13 protein-coding genes and 2 pseudogenes are annotated in these 18,484 nt (G+C 70.6%); 4 read left to right on the top strand and 11 right to left on the bottom strand.

Annotated features, from left to right (window positions below; translation table 11 throughout):
- Window positions 1–6: 6 nt before the first annotated feature.
- The 8 genes from OHT74_RS39265 to OHT74_RS39230 all read right to left on the bottom strand — a co-directional run bounded on the left by OHT74_RS39265 (window position 7) and on the right by OHT74_RS39230 (window position 9,726).
- Window positions 7–1,539 carry an APC family permease gene (locus OHT74_RS39265; RefSeq protein ID WP_328623015.1) on the bottom strand — a complete coding sequence of 511 codons (1,533 nt, stop codon included), beginning with the start codon at window positions 1,537–1,539 and terminating at the stop codon, window positions 7–9.
- 431 nt (window positions 1,540–1,970) lie between these two features.
- Complete coding sequence (locus OHT74_RS39260) at window positions 1,971–2,393, bottom strand: alpha/beta fold hydrolase (RefSeq protein ID WP_328623014.1); 423 nt, start codon at window positions 2,391–2,393, stop codon at window positions 1,971–1,973.
- Window positions 2,394–2,509: 116 nt separating this feature from the next.
- Window positions 2,510–3,361 carry an ATP-binding cassette domain-containing protein gene (locus OHT74_RS39255; protein ID WP_328623013.1) on the bottom strand — a complete coding sequence of 284 codons (852 nt, stop codon included), beginning with the start codon at window positions 3,359–3,361 and terminating at the stop codon, window positions 2,510–2,512.
- Entirely contained in the window at window positions 3,358–4,419 is a 1,062-nt protein-coding gene (locus tag OHT74_RS39250; RefSeq protein ID WP_328623012.1) for an ABC transporter ATP-binding protein, read from the bottom strand. The genes OHT74_RS39255 and OHT74_RS39250 overlap by 4 nt, the downstream gene beginning before the upstream one ends.
- A complete protein-coding gene (locus tag OHT74_RS39245; protein ID WP_328623011.1) occupies window positions 4,419–5,327 on the bottom strand; it encodes an ABC transporter permease in 909 nt (302 codons plus the stop codon). Before OHT74_RS39245 ends, OHT74_RS39250 begins: the two co-directional genes overlap by 1 nt.
- Window positions 5,324–6,298, bottom strand: a complete 975-nt coding sequence (locus OHT74_RS39240; RefSeq protein WP_328623010.1) for an ABC transporter permease — start codon at window positions 6,296–6,298, stop codon at window positions 5,324–5,326. Before OHT74_RS39240 ends, OHT74_RS39245 begins: the two co-directional genes overlap by 4 nt.
- A complete protein-coding gene (locus tag OHT74_RS39235) occupies window positions 6,298–7,959 on the bottom strand; it encodes an ABC transporter substrate-binding protein (RefSeq protein ID WP_328623009.1) in 1,662 nt (553 codons plus the stop codon). The genes OHT74_RS39240 and OHT74_RS39235 overlap by 1 nt, the downstream gene beginning before the upstream one ends.
- 48 nt (window positions 7,960–8,007) lie before the next feature.
- A complete protein-coding gene (locus OHT74_RS39230; RefSeq protein WP_328623008.1) occupies window positions 8,008–9,726 on the bottom strand; it encodes an amidohydrolase in 1,719 nt (572 codons plus the stop codon).
- Between the two features lie 128 nt (window positions 9,727–9,854).
- On the opposite strand from OHT74_RS39230, the gene OHT74_RS39225 reads away from it, so the two are divergent.
- From OHT74_RS39225 to OHT74_RS39210, 4 genes and pseudogenes are all read left to right on the top strand, one after another.
- Window positions 9,855–10,550 carry a TetR/AcrR family transcriptional regulator gene (locus OHT74_RS39225; protein WP_266671741.1) on the top strand — a complete coding sequence of 232 codons (696 nt, stop codon included), beginning with the start codon at window positions 9,855–9,857 and terminating at the stop codon, window positions 10,548–10,550.
- A gap of 305 nt (window positions 10,551–10,855) precedes the next feature.
- On the top strand, window positions 10,856–12,580 hold the full coding sequence (locus OHT74_RS39220) for a flavin monoamine oxidase family protein (RefSeq protein WP_328623007.1): 1,725 nt from the start codon (window positions 10,856–10,858) through the stop codon (window positions 12,578–12,580).
- A 190-nt stretch (window positions 12,581–12,770) separates the two neighbouring features.
- A pseudogene (locus OHT74_RS39215) lies at window positions 12,771–13,843 on the top strand (glycosyltransferase).
- 4 nt (window positions 13,844–13,847) lie between these two features.
- Window positions 13,848–14,657 carry a hypothetical protein gene (locus tag OHT74_RS39210; RefSeq protein ID WP_328623006.1) on the top strand — a complete coding sequence of 270 codons (810 nt, stop codon included), beginning with the start codon at window positions 13,848–13,850 and terminating at the stop codon, window positions 14,655–14,657.
- Window positions 14,658–14,933: 276 nt separating this feature from the next.
- Here the strand turns inward: OHT74_RS39210 and OHT74_RS39205 are convergent, their stop codons facing one another.
- The 3 genes and pseudogenes from OHT74_RS39205 to OHT74_RS39195 all read right to left on the bottom strand — a co-directional run.
- Window positions 14,934–16,205, bottom strand: a complete 1,272-nt coding sequence (locus OHT74_RS39205; protein WP_328623005.1) for an IS256 family transposase — start codon at window positions 16,203–16,205, stop codon at window positions 14,934–14,936.
- Between the two features lie 186 nt (window positions 16,206–16,391).
- Window positions 16,392–16,871: a hypothetical protein gene (locus tag OHT74_RS39200; RefSeq protein ID WP_328623004.1), complete on the bottom strand. Its 480-nt coding sequence runs from the start codon at window positions 16,869–16,871 to the stop codon at window positions 16,392–16,394.
- Window positions 16,872–16,915: 44 nt separating this feature from the next.
- A pseudogene (locus tag OHT74_RS39195) lies at window positions 16,916–18,232 on the bottom strand (DNRLRE domain-containing protein); the annotation flags it as partial.
- Between the last annotated feature and the right edge of the window lie 252 nt (window positions 18,233–18,484).

The following is an 18,484-nucleotide window of genomic DNA, read 5'->3' as shown; positions in this document are numbered from 1 at the left end:
TCCTCGTCAGATGTTCGCGGCGGAGGCGGTGGGGCTGTCGGTGAGCCCGTCGGTGCGTTCGGCCGCGTCCTCCAGGACGACGCGGCCGATGATCGTGTAGCGCTCGGGGGCCTTGTGCTTGAGCCACAGGCCGAGTCCGAGGCCGCCGAAGAAGACGACACCGACGATCCACGGGATCAGCGTGAAGAAGAACGAGTCGGCGGCCAGCCCGGCCGCCGTCCGCATGTTGACCAGGAGCAGGACGACCACGGCGGCCATCGCGATCCCGCCGGCCAGCGGAGCCGTGAAGGTACGGAACCAGTGCCGGTCCTCGGGGTGGTTCTTGCGGAAGTAGCCGATCACGGCGAAGGAGCACAGGGTCTGGACGATGAGGATCGCCATCGTGCCGAGGATCGCGAGCAGCGTGTACAGGTGGATGTACGGGTCCTGTCCGGTCAGCCAGAACAGTGCGACCAGGCCGGTGGCGATGGCCGTCTGCACCATGGAGGAGACGTACGGGGACCCGTGCTTGGCGTGTGTACGGCCGAGTCCCGGGTGCAGGAAGCCCTCGCGGCCGATGGCGTAGAGGTAGCGGGCGGCGCACTGGTGGAAGGCCATGCCGCAGGCGAAGGAGCCGGTGAGCAGCAGCCACTGGAAGGCGTCCACGGCCCACCCGCCGATGAAGGTCCGGGTGGGCGCGAAGAACAGGTCGAGCGGGCTGGCCGAGGCGGAGAGCTCCACCGACTCGGCCAGGCCGTTACCCGCGATGGTCATCCAGGAGACGTAGATGTAGAAGAGGCCGACGCCGATGACCGAGATCAGGGTGGCCTTGGGGATGACCCGCTTCGGGTCGCGGGACTCCTCCCCGTACATGGCGGTGGATTCGAAGCCGACCCAGGACCAGAACGCGAAGAAGAGTCCGAGTCCGGCGGAGGTGCCGGTGAAGGCGTTCTTCGGGTTCACGGGCTCGAGGGGGATCCCGTCCGGGCCGCCGCCCGCGACCAGTACGCAGGTGGCGACGGCGAACAGCACGGCGATCTCGGCGACGAGCATCACCCCCAGCGCCTTGGCGGTGAGGTTGATGTCGAAATGCGCGAGGATGGCAGTGACCGCCAGCATGGCGGCTGCGTAGACGATCCAGGGCAGGTCGATGCCGAGTTGGTCGTGGACGGTGGTCTTGGCGAAGTAGGAGAAGACTCCGACGATCGACGCCTCGAAGACGATGTAGGCGAGGACCGCGAGCATGCCGGAGGCCATGCCGGCGATCCGGCCGAGGCCGTGTGAGATGTACCCGTAGAAGGCGCCGGCCGCGGTGATCCGCTTTGCCATGGCGACGTAGCCGACGGCGAAGACGGTCAGCACGGCGGTCGCGAAAAGGTAGCCGGCGGGGGCGCCGGTCCCGTTGCCGAAGCCCACGGCGATGGGGAGGTTCCCGGTCATCGCGGTGATGGGGGCGGCGGTGGCGACGGCCATGAAGACGACGCCCACCAGGCCCACCGAATTGGCTTTGAGCCGCTGCACCTGGGGTGCGCCGCCGCCCGTGCCGGTATCCGTGCCCATAGCTCCTCGTTCCTGTTGTGAGGGCGCTCACTCTCACCCCGCGTGACGTACGCCACAATCGACAGGCGGGCCGATAATTTCCTTGCGGATACGACGAGTTGTCGAGTCGAACGGGAAGAGAGCGATCTCCGTAACCCCCCGGTGATGCAGAGGAAAAGAGTCCGGCCGCGTCCGGCACGTATCGATCACACGCGTCGTCGATGCCGACGAGGACCTCGGCTGCCACCACGGCCGGGCTGGACCCGGGGCGGTTCGATGGGGCGGCATGGGCGACGAAGCGGAGATTCAGGCGGCGGCGCGGACGCAGCTGGGGGCCATCGGTGGGAGGCGGAGCGGATCCGGGCGTCGGTGTGGTCCTGCAGCGTCGTTCTGGTGGCGCGGCGACCCCATCGGGTCATCCCTGTCTCCGACGTCACCGGCCCGGGCTCGCGCTACCGGACAAGCGCGTGCCCACGGGGGTCGGCGGTCATCTCGCGCAGGTAGCCGTCGATCGCGGCGCACGTCGCTTCCGGCTGTTCCAGCTGTGGCAGATGGCCCGCCTCGGAGATGACCTGGAGGCGGCCACGCCCGAAGGCTTCGGCGTACGCGGCGCCATAGGCGGGCGTGACGATGCGGTCGCTCTCACCCCAGAGCAGGAGCGCGGGAACGTCGACACGCCGCAGACGGCGGAGCAGCTTCGGGTCGTGCATGTAGGGGTCACCGGCGAGGACCCGCAGCGTGGCCATGTTGTCACGCTGTACGGCGACTTGCCCGGCGGGGAGCGTCTCGGGGTCACGGTAGAAGCGGGCGTCATAGGTGGCTGTCGGGATCGTTCCGGCCGTCCCATATCCTGCGGACCGGACGTACAGATGCACTCTCAGTCATGATCGCCATGCTGACGGCGAACCCGGCCCCGGCGGCACAACCTGCCCTCCGGTCAGTCAAGTTGGCGTCGTCGGTTCTCGGGGAAGGCGGCGCCGGGCGGCCGGTGTCACGAGGTCGCCGTCACGAGGTCGAGCCCGCGTCGGCGGCGGCTGATGGAGTCGGGATCCCAGCCCGGATGCGGGACGGACGCCAGCAGCAGCCGGGTGTAGGGGTGGCGGGGCTTGGTGAGGAGTTCCGCCACGGGCCGGTGCTCCATCGTCCGGCCCCGGTACATGACCAGCGCCTCGTCACAGACGTACCGGACGACCGCCAGGTCATGGCTGACGAAGACCAGGCCGATGCCGGTGTCGCGGCGGATGTCCGCGAGCAGGTTGAGCACCTGCGCCTGGACCGAGACGTCGAGGGCGGAGACGGCCTCGTCGAGCACCAGTACGGCCGGTTCGACGGCCAGCGCCCGCGCGATGGCCGCACGCTGGCGCTGCCCGCCCGACAGGTGGCGGGGCAGCGCCGCCGCCTCGCGGTCACCGAGGCCGACCTGTGCCAGCAGCTCCCTGACCCGGGCGGCCCGCGCCGTACGGTCGTGGGATCCGTGCAGCCGCAGCACCCCGTCCAGGGTCGCGCCGATGCCGATGCGGGCGTCGAGCGACAGGTACGGGTCCTGGAAGACGATCTGGACGGCCTTGGCCCGGGCCAGCCGGGCAGCCTTCCCCCGTGCGGCCCTCGCCAACGGCCGGCCCTGCACGAGGATCTCCCCCGCGTCGGGGGCCTCCAGGCCGACCAGCATCCGGGCGGTGGTGGTCTTGCCGGAACCCGACTCCCCGACGATGCCGAGCGCCCCGCCCGGCGGTAGGGAGAACGACAGGCCGTCGACCGCTACGACCTCGGTCCCCCCGGTCCGGTACGTCTTGCGCAGGCCGTTCGCCCGGAGCAGCGCCGGGATCGGCTCGGTGGTGGTCAACGGTCCTCCTCGTCCGGAGCGCCGGTGCGGGCCGGAGCCGGGATCGTCGCGGTCGTCGCCGCCGTGTCGGTGTGTGTGCCGGAGAGCTCGCCGGTGAGTTCGTCCGCGCGGTGGCAGGCGACTTCGCCCGGGCCGTGCGGCCTCAGGGGCGGCGGCGACTGGTCGCAGCGACCGGGCTCGGCGAAGCGGCAGCGCGGTGCGAAGGCGCAGCCGGGTGCGGACTCCATGAGGCCCATCGGGGCTCCGGGGATGGGGACGAGGCGGCCGTCCGGTCCCGCCGGGCCGCTCAGGGGCGGGGACGAGCCGAGCAGGCCGGCGGTGTAGGGGTGCGCCGGGGTGGCGAACAGGTCGGCCACGGGGGCCGTCTCGACGATCCGCCCCGCGTACATCACGTAGATCCGGTCGCTGGTGGCGGCCGCGAGTTCGACGTCGTGCGTGATCAGGAGCATGCCGAGGCCCCGCTCTCTCTGGAGCCGCCCGAGGATGGCCATGGTCTCGGCCTGGGTGCCGACGTCGAGTGCGGTGGTGGGTTCGTCGCACAGGAGCAGCCGGGGCTCGGTGGTGAGGGCCGCGGCGATCACGACGCGCTGGAGCATGCCTCCGGAGAGCTCGTGCGGGTACTGGTCCAGGTGCCGGGCGGGATCGGGGAGGCCGACGGCGGTGAGCAGTTCGACGGCCCGGGCGTTCGCCCGGGCCGTCGGCCAGCCCTGACCGATCCGCAGCGATTCGGTCAGGAAGTCACCGACGCGGCGTACCGGGTTGATGGCCGCCCTGGGGTCCTGGAAGATCATCGCGGCCTTGGCGGTCCGTACCTCGTGCAGGCCGGCCTCGTCGGCGCCGACGAGGTCTATGCCGTCGACCCGGACCCGGCCACGGGTCACGCACCCCGGGGGGAACAGCCCGAGGGCGGCGCGGGCGGTGACCGACTTCCCGGAGCCGGACTCGCCGACCAGGGCGACGACCTCGCCGGCTGCGACGGTCAGGGTGATGCCGTCGAGGACCGGGCGGGCCGTCGAGGGCAGCGCGATGTGCAGGTCCTCGTACTCGAGCAGTGCCATCAGGAGTCCCTCCCGGCGAGCCGGTCGCCGAGGGTCTCCCCGACGACGTTGAAGGCGACGACCACCAGGACGACCGCGACGGCCGGCACGATCGCGGACAGCGGCTGTCCCTGCAGGACGGCAGTCTGCCCCTGATTGATCATGGCACCCCAGTCGGGTGTCGGCGGCTGGACGCCCAGCCCCAGGAACGACAGGGCGGCGAGGTCGAGGAGGGCGTAGCCGAAGTTCACGGTCGACTGGGCGAGCAGGGTGGGGGCGATGTTGGGCAGCAGCGCGCGGACCGCGACGAACACTGCGGAATGCCCCTGCACCCGGTAGGCGGCGATGTAGGGCCGGGCCATCTCCTGAACCGCCAGACCCCGTACGACGCGTGCGGTGTACGGCATGTACGCGACGGCCATCGCGATGACCGGCGCCGTCATCCCCTTGCCGAAGAGGGCCACCGCGAGGATCGCCAGCAGCAGCGCGGGGAAGGCAAAGAGGATGTCGAGCACGCGCCCGAGCAGGGTGTCGATCCACCCGCCGCGCCAGGCGGTGAACAGGCCGACGGCGATGCCCGCCGCGGTGGAGAAGAGCACGACGGCGAGGGGCCCGGCGAGGCTGGACCGGGTGCCGACGATCAGCGCCGAGAAGGTGTCGTGGCCGCCCTGGTCGGTCCCCAGCCAGTGCTGGGCGCCCGGCCCCACGAGGGTGTCGCCGAGCGAGCCGAAGGTCGGGTCGTACGGGGCCAGCCAGGGGCCGAACAGGGAGAGCAGCAGGAACAGGGACAGGAGCAGCATGCAGCTCGCGTGCAGCGGACCGCCGCCGAGTCTCCGGATCCGGGTGAACGTCGCGCGGAGCATCCCGCCGGGGGGCGCGGCCGCGGCGCCTGCCGGGGTGGCCGCCGGGGGTGGGGTCCGTAGGCTCATCGCGCACTCCCCCGGGCCGCGACCCGCGGATCGATCAGCGGATGCACCAGGTCCACCAGGGCGTTGACCACGACGAACGCGCCGACGACGAGCAGCACGATGGCCTGCACGACCTGGAAGTCCATCTGGTCCACCGACTGCACCAGCAGCGAACCGACCCCGGCCATGCCGAAGGCGGTCTCCACGATCGCCGTGCTCACCAGCATCCCCGAGACCAGTAGTGCGGAGACCGTCACGATCGGGCCCAGCGCGTTGCGCAGCACGTGCCGCCTGATCACCGTCCGCCGGGGCGTTCCCCGGCCGAGTGCGACCTCGACGTGCTCACGGCGCAGTTCGTCCAGCATCGCCGACCGGGTCACCCGGGTCACCAGCGCCATGAAGGTCACCGACAGGGCCACTGCCGGGAGCACGACGTGGTGGAGCCGGTCGAGCAGGCCGGTGCCGTTGCCGATGGTCGGGAACCAGCCGAGTCGCACGCCCAGCACCGACCGGAGCAGGAGGGCGGCGACGAAGGCGGGGGCGGCGGCGCCCACCGTCACGAGCAGCATCAGGGACCGGTCGGTGCGCGTGCCACGGCGCAGCGCTCCGAGGATGCCCGCCCCGACCCCCACGGCGACGATCATCAGGGCCGATACGCCGACCAGCAGCAGGGAGGCGGGCAGGCGCGACCAGATGACCGAGCTGACGTCCTGGTGGAAGAGGTAGGAGCGGCCGAAGTCGCCGTGCAGGACGCCGTCGAGCCACTTCCCGTACCGGACCAGGAACGGCTCGTCGAAGCCGTACTGGTGCCGGATCGCGGCGAGTTCCTGCGGGCTCGGGCTGCGGCCCTTGACCAGGAAGGCGGCCGGGTCGCCGGGGACGAGGAAGAGCGAGGAGAACACCAGGAAGGAGGTGACGAGCAAGGTCGCCGCCATGGCGGCCAGCCGGCGCAGCACCCGGCCGGCCCGGGCCAGTGCCGGTGCGGGCGTCATCACTTCGCTCCGATCTCGGCGGCCCACGGGTAGTAGAGGTAGGCGATCGAGGGTTGGACGCCGGTGATCCGCTTGCCCATGAAGACGCTGACGGGCTGCGTGTACAGGGGCAGCCACGGCAGTTCGCGCAGTGCCGTCCGCTGGGCCTCGGCGTTGGCCGCGGCGTGTTCGGCGGGATCGTGGGCCGCGACGGCCTTGTCGATGGCGGCGTCGAAGGCCGGGTCGGACCAGTTGCCGTAGTTGCTGAAGGAGCCCGTCTGGAGCGAGCCGTACACGTCCAGCGGGTCGGTGATCGACGTGTACCAGAAGGTGAGGAACAGGTCGATGCCCTCGCGTGCGGCCGGGTCGGTGAAGAGGGTCGTGTACTTCTCGGCGGAGAGGGAATCGATCTGCGGCTTGAGGCCGATGGCCGTGGCGGCCTGGGCGACGGCCTGGGTGATGATCGTCGTCTGGGAGTCCAGCGGGCTGGTCGCGATCACGATCTTCTGGCCGTTCACTCCGGCCTCGGCGGCGAGCGCCTTGGCCTTCGCCGGGTCGTACGGGTACGTCGGTACGTCCTTGAGGATGCCCTCGCGTGCGGCGGCGGGGGCGTCGTTCCACAGGTTGTCGGTGGTCAGCGAATGGGCGACCTCTCCGACTCCGCCCGCTCCGGCCTTGACGATGCCCTTGCGGTCGATGGCCATGAGCAGTGCCTGGCGGACCCGGGCGTCGCCGAGGGGGCCCTTGAGGTTGCTCACCACCTCGTCGACGACCGTGGTGCTGCGCCCGAAGTAGAGCGTTCCGGCCTCGGTGGCACCCAGCTGCTTGTAGGCGTTCGGCGGGACCATCCAGCCGCCGTCGACCTCGCCGCTGCGGAAGGCGTTGACGCGGGTGGTGGGGTCGGCCAGGAAGATGAACTTGGCCCGGCCGGACTTGGCCTTGAGGTCGGCGTTCCAGTAGCCGTCGAACCGCTTGAGGCTGAGGGACTGGCCGGAGGTCCAGGACTCGAAGGAGAACGGGCCGGTGCAGTTCACGCCGGTCTGCGGATTGCCGTAGTCCTTGCCGGCCTTGGCCAGCGTGGCGGCGGATTCCACGGTGCCGGGGCCGGCGGCGAGGTACTTGTTGAACGTGGAGTCCGGCTTCGCCAGGGTGACGGTGACCTCCAGCGGACCGGTGCGCTCGACCGCCTGGACGTTGCGGAAGGGGTACGCCCACACGCTGGCGGTCGCGGGGTCGAGATTGCGGCGCAAGGAGGCGACGACGTCGTCCGCGGTGAGTTCCGTGCCGTCGTGGAAGCGCACGCCCGGGCGGATCTGGTACACCCAGGTGGTGGGCGTGGGATTGCTGTACGAGGCCGCGAGGTTCGGCGAGGTGGTCAGGTCGGGGTTCCAGCGCAGCAGGCTCTCGCAGACGTTGGCGAGGATCTGGTTGGGCGGGAAGTCGAAGGAGTGCGCGTAGTCGATGGTGGTCGGCTCGGCGTAGACGGACCAGGTGAAGGAGTCCAGGTCGCCCGAGGCGGCGGGCGTCCTGTCCGTGAGCCGGTATCCGCTGTCGGTGTCGTCGGGCCGGTGTGCGGGGCCGCCGCACGCGCTCGTGACGAACACGGCGGCCGCGGCGAGGGCGGCCGCCGCGGTGTGGCGGAGCCGTCGGGGCCGGCGCGGGCTCGGTCGGGCTGAGGGCATCTGGTGCCTCCGAGAGGGGTGAGCGGGGGGAGGAGGAGGTCCGTCGGTTCAGAGCGAGGCGGCGTAGACGAGTTCGCCGTCGAGGTAGGTCCGCAGCACCCGGGTCTCGGCGATCTCCTCGCTGGGGTGCGCGAAGGGATCCCGGTCGAGGACGACGAGGTCGGCGTACTTGCCCACCTCGACGGTGCCGGTGACCCGGTCGAGGTGGTTCACCCAGGCGCTGCCGGCGGTGTAGGCGGTCAGGGCCTGGGACAGGGTCAGGGCCTGCTCGGGGAAGAAGGGAGGGCAGGACTCGCGGGTCCCGGTCGCGTTCGGCGCCTCGTCGGGTACGGCGCGGTTGACGGCGACGTGGATGCCCCAGAGCGGGTTGGGGCTGCTGACCGACCAGTCGCTGCCCGCGACGAGGCGGGCGCCGGCGCGTTGGAGATCCCCGAACGGGTATTGGAGGGCCGCTCGTTCCGGCCCCAGGAAGGGGATGGTCAGCTCGTCCATCTGCGGTTCGTGCGCGGCCCACAGCGCCTGGATGTTCGCGGCCGCTCCGAGTCGCGCGAAGCGCCCGATGTCATCGGGGTGGACGACCTGGAGGTGGGCGAGGTGGTGCCGGTTGTCGTTGGTGCCGTTGACGGCACGCGCTGCCTCCAGCGCGTCGAGTACCTCTCGTACGGCGCGGTCGCCGAGCGCGTGGAAGTGGAGCTGGAAGCCCGAGCGGTCGAGGCGGGCGACCGCTTCGGTGAGCAGCTCCGGGTCGATGAAACTGAGCCCGGAGTTCCCGGTGGCGCAGCCGCAGCCGTCGAGGTAGGGCTCCAGCATTCCGGCGGTGAAGTTCTCGGCGATGCCGTCCTGCATGATCTTCACGGAAGTGGCGTGGAAGCGGCCCACGCGGCCGGTGCGGCGCCGCTCCTCCAGCTCGGGGATCTGCTCCAGTCCGCGCTCGCGGTCCCACCACAGCGCGCCGACGACACGCGCCCGCAGGGAACCTTCGCTCGCGGCGCGCAGGTAGACGCCGAAATTGTCGGGGTTGCCGGGGAAGGCGCCGATCATGGCGTCCTGCCAGCTGGTCACACCGAGGCTGAACAGGTGCTCCTGTGCGGCCAGCAGGCCGGCGAGCGCCTCGTCCGGCGTCGCGATGGGCACGTGCCGGGCGACCAGATCCACGGCGCCCTCCTGGAGCGTGCCCGCCGGGGTGCCGTCCGCCTCCCGCTCGATCCGGCCGTCGGCCGGATCCGGGGTGCCGCGGTCCACGCCCGCGAGCCGCAGGGCGTGGGTGTTGACCCAGGCTCCGTGACCGTCCCGATTGGTGAGCATGACCGGCCGGTCCGGGACCACCGCGTCGAGCATGCCGCGGGTGGGCGTGCCGCGGGGGAAGAGGTCCATGGACCATCCGCCGCCGCGGATCCACGCCGCATCCGGATGCTCCTTGGCGTACGCGGCCACGACGGCCAGGTAGCCCTCGATGGTGTGCTCCTCGGACAGGTCGCAGCCGAGCATCAGGACGCCGGCCACCGCGGGGTGGACGTGGGCGTCCTGGAAGCCGGGGACGAGCAGCCCGCCCGCCAGGTCCACGACCTCGGTGGACTCGTCGGCGAGCGAGCGGACGGCGGCCTCGTCGGCGACGGCGAGGATCCGGCCGCCTCCGACGGCCACGGCGGCGTCGACGGGTCCGGCACCGGCCCCGCTCCCCCCAACGCTGCCGGTGCCGGTGAAGACCCGTCCTCCCACGAAAACGGTGTCGGCCCGCTGCACGATCGGCTCCTTGCTGACGGCCATCGACGCACCCCTCCCCATCGGCGGGCGGACCCGCTCGGCTTGTTGTTGAGGAGGAGTGAACGGGAGCGCAACATTGTTGTCAACGGTGTTGCGCTGCCTCCGTTCCACATCGTTACACTGGCCGCACCATGCCGAAGTCATCCGACACATCCGCCCGGACCAAGCGCGCGGGAAGCCAGCTCACGCCCGACGCCATCATCGAGGCGAGCCTGCGCATCGCGGCTCGCGGCAGCGCGGACGCCTTCACCGTCCGACGCCTCGGCGAGGAGCTCGGCGCCGACCCCACAGCGATCTACCGGCACTTCCGCGACAAGGACGAGCTGCTGCTCTCCGTCGCCGACCGCACGCTCGGCGAGGTGGTCGACAGCATCCCCGAGGGCCTCGACTGGAAAGGGCGGCTGCGGGCGCTCGCCGACGCCTCCCTGGAGGTCGCGCTGCGCTATCCGGTGGTCGGCTCGACCATGGCCAGCCGCACCACCCGCCGGCCCAACGAGTTCCGCGTCGTCGAGCTCATCATCGGAGCCGTCAGGGAGGCCGGGCTCGACGGCGCCGAGGCGGCCGTCCACTACCGCATGGTGGGTGACTCGCTGCTCGCCTACGTGGGCCAGCGCGCCGCCTACCTGCTGTTCGACCCGGACATCCGGGAGGCCGACGAGTCTTCGTGGAGCCGGGAGTACCGGCTGGTCGACGCCGAGGGATTCCCGAACATCACCCGACTGAGCACGGAGCTGGCCGAGGTGACGGACGAGCAGATCTTCGCGGCCAGGGTCGAGGCGCTGATCACTGCCATCGAGAAGCGGGTCGAAACGCTGCGCGGCGCGTAGGCGCGTAGGCGCGTGCCCCTCAGGCCTCTCAGGGGCGGGTCGGGGTCGGGGCGCCGTTGCGCCTTTGCCCTCGCCCTGCCTTACGGTTCGCGCGCAGCCGTGGGCGCAACACTGTTGACAACCATGTTGCGCCAGCGGTTCACTCCCCTTCACCCGGAGACCGCCGGACACGGCCGCGGTCGTCACGCCCCCTGCCGCCCGTGCCGAACCCGCCTGCTCCCAGGGGCCGTTGCGCGGTTCGGTGCCTCGGCGCGGCGTGGCCCGGCACTGCACGGCCCGCAGACGAGAGGGATCACATGCGTCGCATGCGCCACCCGCACCAGGAACCTGCACACCCGCCCGCGCCACCGTCACCGTCCCCGTCCCCGTTCCCGTCACCGACCCCGTCCGCACAGCGCTCCGGCATCCCCGCCCCGCTGCGCACCGCCTTCGCCACGTACGCCGAAGCGCGCCGGCGCGGCATGCCGGTCGCCGAGGTCGCGGGCGAGGCCGCCGAGCGCGCACGCAGGAGGCGCGCCCGCAGCGCGGAGGAGGAAGCCGACCGTACGGTGAGCCGCCGGGCGGTCCTCGGCAGCGCCGCCGCACTGGCCACCGGTGCCGCCCTCCCCGGCACGCTCATGGCCCCGGGCCGGGCCGTGGCCGCCGCGGGGCCGCGCATCGTCATCGTCGGCGCCGGTCTCGCCGGACTGCGCTGCGCACACCGACTGTGGACCCAGGGAATCCCGGTCGCATCCACCGTGTACGAAGCCGACACCACCCACATCGGCGGTCGCTGCCGGTCCCTGCGCGGATTCTTCGCGGGCGGCGCGGTCCACGAACACGGCGGGGCCTTCATCAGCTCGTCCGACACGGCGATCCTGAGTCTCGCCCGGAGCCTCGGCCTCAAGAAGGAGCACGCGAACGGCGGCGCGCTGGACTCGGGCGACTACACCGCCTGGATCGACGACACCTCGTACTCCGGGATCCAGCAGCAGGACGACTGGATCGCCACCGCGTACGACGCCTTCCGGACCTCCTACGCGGCAGCGGGCACCCCGCGCTACAACAGCTCCACGCCGGAGGCGCGCCGGCTCGACCAACTGTCCTGCCTGGACTACCTCGACGAGATCGGCCTGCCCCCCGGATCCCGGCTCGGCCAGCTGATCCAGTCCCTCCAGCTCCAGTCCGGCGGCGAACCGGCCGAGGCCTCCGCACTGTCGATGATCGGCTTCCTCGGAGGCTCCGCCATCTTCGCCGGCGGCGGGTTCGACGAGAAGTACCATCTCGTCGGCGGCAACGACCAGCTCGTGAGCGGCATGGCGGCCGAACTCCCGGCCGGCACGGTCCGGCAGGGCTACGAACTCGTCGCCCTGCGCCAGAACACGGACTGCACGTACACGTGCACCTTCGACCACGCCGGCACCACGGTCTCCGTACGCGCCGACCACGTGGTGCTGGCCCTGCCGTTCAGCACCCTACGGCGGGTGGACCTCTCCCGGGCGAACCTGTCCCCCCGCAAGCTGACCGCGATCCGCGAACAGGGGATGGGCCACAACGCGAAGCTCGTCACAGAGCACTCCGCGAAGACCTGGCCGGCACTCGGCTTCAACGGGATCACCAACACCGGCCCGCTGGGCTACCAGACGGCCTGGGACGGCTCCGTCGCCCTGGGCGCGGGCGGATCACCGGCGCTCCTGGTCGCCTTCCCCGGCGGGAACACGGCCCGCACCGCCCTCACCGGCACCGTGCACGGCCCGGCGCCCGCAGCCGACGTGCAGTGGTTCCACGCCCAGCTCGAGCACCTGTACCCCGGCACCACCGCCACCCATACGGGCAGGGCGTACGAGGACCGCTGGTCGCTCAGTCCGTGGCACCTCGGCGCGTACCACTACTACAAGAAGGGCCAGTACACCTCCATCGCGGGCTACGAAGGGGTCCAGGAAGGCCGCATCCACTTCGCGGGCGAACACACCGACGTCGACGACTCCACCCTGAACGCGGCGGTCGCCTCCGGCGACCGCACCGCGACGGAGATCCGCGCCCAGATCTGACCCCGTCAACCCGGGGCCGAAAGGAACCCGCCGCCGGCCGTCCACCGGGGACGCCCAACGGGAAAGGCAAGGAGTTCCACTCCTCGCCACTCTCAACCTATAGCGCACCGGGGGGCTTGCGGCAAGACCCTGGGTGTACCGCAGAATCGGCGGCTCGAAGCCAGAACCTGCAGAAACGGGAGGTTGCGACGTGCGTGTGTTGTTGTCCGGCTGGGGATCGCGAGGGGACGTCGAACCGCTGGCGGGGCTGGCGGTCGCGTTGCGCGAACTCGGTGCGGAAGTGCGGGTGTGCGCGCCCCCCGACGAGGAGTTCGCGGCGCTGCTGGCGCGTGTCGGCGTGCCGCTGGTGCCGCTCGGCCCGACGGTGCACTCGGTGGTCGCCGGAACGAGGCCACCGACGGCACAGGACGCGTTCCGGCTCGCCCCCGAGCTGGTCGCCGCGCGGTTCGACTCGCTCACCGCGGCCGCCGAGGGCTGTGACGCTCTGCTGGCAACCGGTCTGATGCCGGCCGGCGCACGGGACGTGGCCGAGAAACTGGGCATCCGCTGCCGCCGGTGGACAACGTCCGTGACTACGTCTTGACCGACCGGCCGTGGCTGGCGGCGGACGCGACGCTGTGTCCGTCGCAGGGCATGACGGACCTCGACGTCGTGCAGACCGGGGCGTGGATCCTGCCCGACGACCGTCCGCTCCCGGAAGGGCTGGAGGCGTTCCTGGAAGCGGGGGCGCCACCGGTGTACGTGGGCTTCGGCAGCATGGCCGCGCATGCCCCGAAGGACATATCCCGGACGGCCATCGAAGCGAGCCGTGCGCAAGGCCGCCGCATACTGCTCGCCCGCGGCTGGGCGGACCTGGCCGCGATCGACGACGCCGATGACTGCTTCGTCGTCGGCGAGGTCAACCAGCAGGAGCTGTTCCGCCGGGTGGCCGTCGTCGTGCATCACGGCGGTGCGGGCACCACGACGACGGCGGCCCGTGCCGGCGTGCCCCAAGTGGTGATCCCCCGGATCGCGGACCAGCCGTACTGGGCCGCCCGGGTGGCCGCGCTGGGCATCGGCGCGGCTCACGACGGCTCGACGCCGACGGTCGACTCCCTGTCCACCGCGCTCACTACGGCCCTGACCCCCGGGATCCGGGCGCGGGCCAGGACCGTGGCCGGCACGATCGGCACCGACGGGGCAACGGTGGCCGCGAAACTGCTGTTCGACGCAGTCAGCCAGGGGCCCGGTCCGGCATTGCGTGAAGCAGACGTCATAGGGTGACGAGATGCCCGTACGCGCCGACCGGAACGCCCTGGACCTGCTCGATGCCCATCTGGAGGCTCTCGGGGACGGAGCAGACCTCCCGCTCCCACGAGGTCTGGCCAAGCCCGCCGACGGCGCATCGGAAGAGCTCGTCCGCTGGGCCCTCGACCGGCTCCGGCACATCCCCCGCGAGCCGAAGGACACGTTCGGCCTGCGCGTCGGTGGCCTGCTGAGGGAGGTCCGCACCCGCCGGTGTCCCTGGAACGCGGCGGCCTTGCGCCTGCTCGACGACGTCTACACCTTCGCGGCCACCGGTCCCCGCCGGCACGAGGACTGGGCGCACGATGTTCTGGCCGTGCTTCACCGGTCGGTCCACGACCCCCGTGGCTGGGTCAGCCTGGACTGGGACCGCCGCAACGACGCCCGGCCCCTCGGGTCCGCCTACCCGTTCGACCCACCGGCCGCATCGGATCTCCCCGGCCGTTTGTACCCCCTCGAAGCGGAGGCGGCCGTCGGCGCACTCGCCGTCATGGCCGAGGAGTGGCAGTCCGAACCCGCTCCCGTCCGCACCCGCCCGGACCGTGCCGCCGTGGTGGCGGACGCCCGGACCCTGCTCTCCAGGTTCGGCTCCATTGCCGGCTACTGGACCAACGCGACGGCCGCCGCTTCGGACCTGGCCGTGGACTTCCTCGCAGCGGGCCTCCAGGGCACCCGCTCCCACACCTTCATCACCTCGGAGTACGTCAAGGGCCTCGACTTGCTCGAGGACCTGGGACTGATCGCGGTCACCGACGACGAGGTCGGCGTCTTCTGGTCGTTCGGTGCGTACTGACCACGATCCGCCCACGCGCTGCCACCGGCACTCACCTTCGCATGCGGGTGTCGCCGGAAACGGGTTCGGGCCCGGCAGGGTATGGCCCCCGCCGGGCCCGAACTGCATCGCGACAGCCCGAGGCTAGCGCTTCCTCCGCAGGAACCGGCTCAGAGGTCCGGACTCGCGGCGCTCGTGTCTCGTGCTCCACTCGTCCCAGTAGCCGAATACCTCCCTCTCCCGGTGTTCGGCTTCGGCTCCCGGGCGTGTCAGCGATCTTGTGTAAGTCGGCTGATTTCATTGGATGCTGAGCCGGTCCTCGAAGAAGAGTGAGAACTGGTTCAGTGCCTCTTTCCAGTGTGCGGCGACGTGGTTCGCGTCGCGCGCTTTGGGGTTGATCTGTTCGCGGACCGCGAGGTAGAGAACCTTCAACGCGGCCTGCTCCGAGGGGAAGTGGCCGCGGTTGCGGGTGGCTTTGCGGAGGCGGGCGTTCATGGACTCGACCATGTTCGTGGAGTAGACCACCGTCCTTATGGCCGGCGGAAACGCCGGGTAAGGTGTGAACTCCGGCCAGGCCGACCGCCAGGTCCGCACGATCGCCGGGTAGCGTTCGCCCAGCTCAGAGGCCTCAAACACGTCAAGGGCCTGTTCGGCGGCCTGCTCGGTGGGGGCCGTGTAGATGGCCTTCAGGGACGGCACCAGTTTCGGGTGGTCCCGCACAGACGACAGCCTGAGCGAGGCTCTGGTCAGGTGGATCACGCACGTTTGGACGGTGGCCTTGGGCCAGGTCGCCGTGACCGCGTCGGGCAGGCCCTTCAACCCGTCGCAGACGACGATGCAGACGTCCTCGATGCCCCGGTTCCGCAGCTCCGACAGGACTGCCATCCAGGTGGTGGCGCCTTCGCCCTCGGCTCCGACCCACAGACCGAGGACGTCCTTGCGACCGTCCATGTCCACGCCGACGGCCAGATAGACGGGCTTCGAGGTCACTGAACCGGACCGGATCTTCACCCACAAAGCGTCGATGTAGATGATCGGCCAGACCGCATCCAGGGGCCGGTTCTGCCAGGTCACGAGCTCGTCGATCACGGCATCGGTGACCTTGCTGATCAGATCGGGACTGACCTCGACCCCGTAGATCTGCGCGAGGTGGGAGCGGATGTCCCGCACGCTCATCCCGCGGGCGTAGAGCGAGAGGATCCGGTCATTGAACCCCGCCAGCCGGCGGGCGTTCTTCGGGACCAGACGCGGTTCGAACTCGCCGTTGCGGTCCCTGGGCACCGCCAAAGTGACCGCGCCGGCATCGGTCAGGACCGTCTTGGATGACGTTCCGTTGCGCGAGTTCCCCGACCCGTGACCTGCGGAATCTCCACGCTCGTAGCCGAGATGTTCACTCATCTCGGCTTCCAGAGCACGCTCCAGAACAGCCTTGGTGACCTCCGTCAGCAGCCCGCCCTCACCCAGCAGGGCCGCCCCGGAGGCATCAGCCTTGTCCAGCAACCGCTGGACGACCTCATCGACCGTCTTGTCGCCGGCCACGGACGCGGCCGCTTCGTCTTTGTCCGCCATGACTCGTCCGATCCGCCCGGCCCAAGGGCCCGAGGCCGAGCCCCGGGCCAGGCTGTCACATCACGGACTTACACGATCTTTCTGACACGCTCCGGCTCCCTCGAGCCAGGCGACCGCCATGGACTCCACGACCGCCGCCACGCCCACCTCTTCGGAGCTCGGTGAGTGATGTGGAAGTTGAAGTAGTCATGCCTGCCCTTCTGGGAGTACTCCAGGTTCGACGACCAACTCTTGCCCTTCCTCCAGGGGGTCCAGCACGGTCGGGGCGACCGCGGTGTCGACCGGCAGCTGCAAGGTGATGTCGCCGTGCAGGTTGGCCAGCTGGAGTACGGTCTCGCCGGTCTTGGTGGTGGTGGCACCGAGGTTGCCGTCGAGGCCGTCGACGTTGCGCGTCAGTACCCCGGTGGCGGTGTCCTCGACGATCCAGCGTGGGCTGTCCGCGTCGGAGTCGTAGTGGTTGAGCTTGGACGCGGTCTGCGTCCAGGTGCCGGCGTTGTTGCTCTCGGTGGTCCAGGAACGGAACCGCTGGTTGGAGTCCAGGGCCCAGGTCTGGCGCCGGGTGCCCGCAGTCTGCTGCCGGACGAGGTCGGTGGCGTAGTACGCCAGCGTCGAGCCGGGCAGGGCGGTGGTGCGGCCGAAGGCGTCGTAGGTGTAGCCGGCGTTCACGAGCCGGTCGGCGCTGTCGTAGGTGTTGCTGGTGGTCGTGGCGCCCGTGGTGGTGCAGTCGGCGTTGGCCGCCGCCGTGGCGGTCGCGAGCGTCTTGCGGTTGGTGTTCTTGTCGAATGCTTGATGTTGTTCTCGTCGGTGGACCGCAGGCCCATGCTGGAGAACGCCCACTTGTTGTTGGCCCACTGCTGGACCAGGCTGGTGACGTCCGTGTTGACCCAGCCGTCGGGGGCCGAGGTGCAGGCCTGGTTGCCCCTGGTCTGGGTGGACGTGGCGTACTTGGTCACCATCGCCGGCTGGTTCGTCCAGCGCGAGGCGGTGGTGGGGCCATGGGCCGTCCACACCTCCCAGGGCTGTGCGGAGCAGTCGGTGTTGCCCGAATGGAAGTTCCAGAGAGACAGCTGAGCACTGGAGATGCGGGCGTCCGCGACCGGAGCGGAGTTCCAGGTGTTGAAGGAGCGGGCAGTGCGGAAGGTGCCGTCGCTGTTCTTCGTGCCCGGGTTTCCGAAGTCGAGCTCGGTGTCGTTGGACCAGTCGACGGTCTCGCCCTGCTGGACGTACGTGTCGAAGAGATTGCCGAGTGCCGAGGTCGAGGGGTCGACGGTGACGGGGTACTTCGTCTCGGGGGTCGCGAGGAACGCGGCGTCCGGGGTGACGACCAGGTCCACCCCGTCCTTGGTCTTGACGACCTTCAGGCCGACCGCCGCCCGGCGAGTGTGCTCGCCCGAGGCGGGATCGGTGCTCGCGTCCCACATCACGGGGGCGGGCATCGTGGCCGTCTGCTGCGACTTCTTGTCGGTGAAGACGACACTGCCGTCCGCCTGCTCCTCGACCTTCAGGCCCTTGGTCTTGAGCGGCAGCGTGTACGAGAAGCCCGCATCAGGCCTCGCCTTGACCTCGACGAACTGCTCGAAACCGGTACGGGTCGCCTCGGCGCCCGTGCCCAGTGTCACGAGATCGGTGGCGGGGGCCGACTGCGAAGCCTTCAGGGAGGCCGCCTTCGTGCCGGTCTTCCCGGAAAGGCGCAGGCCCCGCGGATGTGACTTCGAGGCGACGGAACCATCGGTGGCCGCGGCCAGGTCGACGTCCACGTCCCGCCACTGGTCCGTGGCCGGGTCCTTGAACCGGATCGGACCCGCCGCCACCTCCGTGGTCAGCGAGCCGTCCTTGTTCACCCAGGTCGTCGCCGTCTCCGAACGCTCCGACAGCGCCTCTACGCGGTGCCCCTACAAACGGGCGGCCACCCGGGCCGACGGGACGTCCGCCGCGGACTGCGCGGTGTTCTTGCCCTGCTGGGCAGGGCCAGCGGTCACGGGCGCGGCGACGGCGGCTTCGGCTCCGTAGAGCATCGAGAGGGACATGACGAGGGCCAGGCCGGTTGCGGTGGCGCGCAGTCCACCAGGGGCTCTGAACCGTGAAGGGGCATGCCGCATCGGCCCGCCCGGATATATCCGGTAACGCAAGATCCCCCCAGGGGACTCCGATTCGACCGCCATGCATGGTTCAGGCGGTCACCGGCATGAAATTAACCCTCACGTCAAGACTGGAAATGAGGATGAAGCGGGCCTTGACTGGACTGAGTTATTCCGGCTTTTGGAGAATTCGCGCCTCGG

Source organism: Streptomyces sp. NBC_00354 (assembly GCF_036106915.1).
Lineage (GTDB): Bacteria > Actinomycetota > Actinomycetes > Streptomycetales > Streptomycetaceae > Streptomyces.
Note: the sequence above shows the minus strand (reverse complement) of the source record. Positions and strands in the feature narration are given on the sequence as shown.

Excerpts from the sequence above, each read along its gene's own strand:
- OHT74_RS39220 (WP_328623007.1), top strand. The coding sequence starts at position 10,856 with ATGCGCCACCCGCACCAGGAACCTGCACACCCGCCCGCGCCACCGTCA.
- OHT74_RS39245 (WP_328623011.1), bottom strand. The coding sequence starts at position 5,327 with ATGAGCCTACGGACCCCACCCCCGGCGGCCACCCCGGCAGGCGCCGCG.
- OHT74_RS39240 (WP_328623010.1), bottom strand. The coding sequence starts at position 6,298 with ATGACGCCCGCACCGGCACTGGCCCGGGCCGGCCGGGTGCTGCGCCGG.
- OHT74_RS39235 (WP_328623009.1), bottom strand. The coding sequence starts at position 7,959 with ATGCCCTCAGCCCGACCGAGCCCGCGCCGGCCCCGACGGCTCCGCCAC.
- OHT74_RS39210 (WP_328623006.1), top strand. The coding sequence starts at position 13,848 with ATGCCCGTACGCGCCGACCGGAACGCCCTGGACCTGCTCGATGCCCAT.
- OHT74_RS39205 (WP_328623005.1), bottom strand. The coding sequence starts at position 16,205 with ATGGCGGACAAAGACGAAGCGGCCGCGTCCGTGGCCGGCGACAAGACG.
- OHT74_RS39230 (WP_328623008.1), bottom strand. The coding sequence starts at position 9,726 with ATGGCCGTCAGCAAGGAGCCGATCGTGCAGCGGGCCGACACCGTTTTC.
- OHT74_RS39250 (WP_328623012.1), bottom strand. The coding sequence starts at position 4,419 with ATGGCACTGCTCGAGTACGAGGACCTGCACATCGCGCTGCCCTCGACG.
- OHT74_RS39225 (WP_266671741.1), top strand. The coding sequence starts at position 9,855 with ATGCCGAAGTCATCCGACACATCCGCCCGGACCAAGCGCGCGGGAAGC.
- OHT74_RS39265 (WP_328623015.1), bottom strand. The coding sequence starts at position 1,539 with ATGGGCACGGATACCGGCACGGGCGGCGGCGCACCCCAGGTGCAGCGG.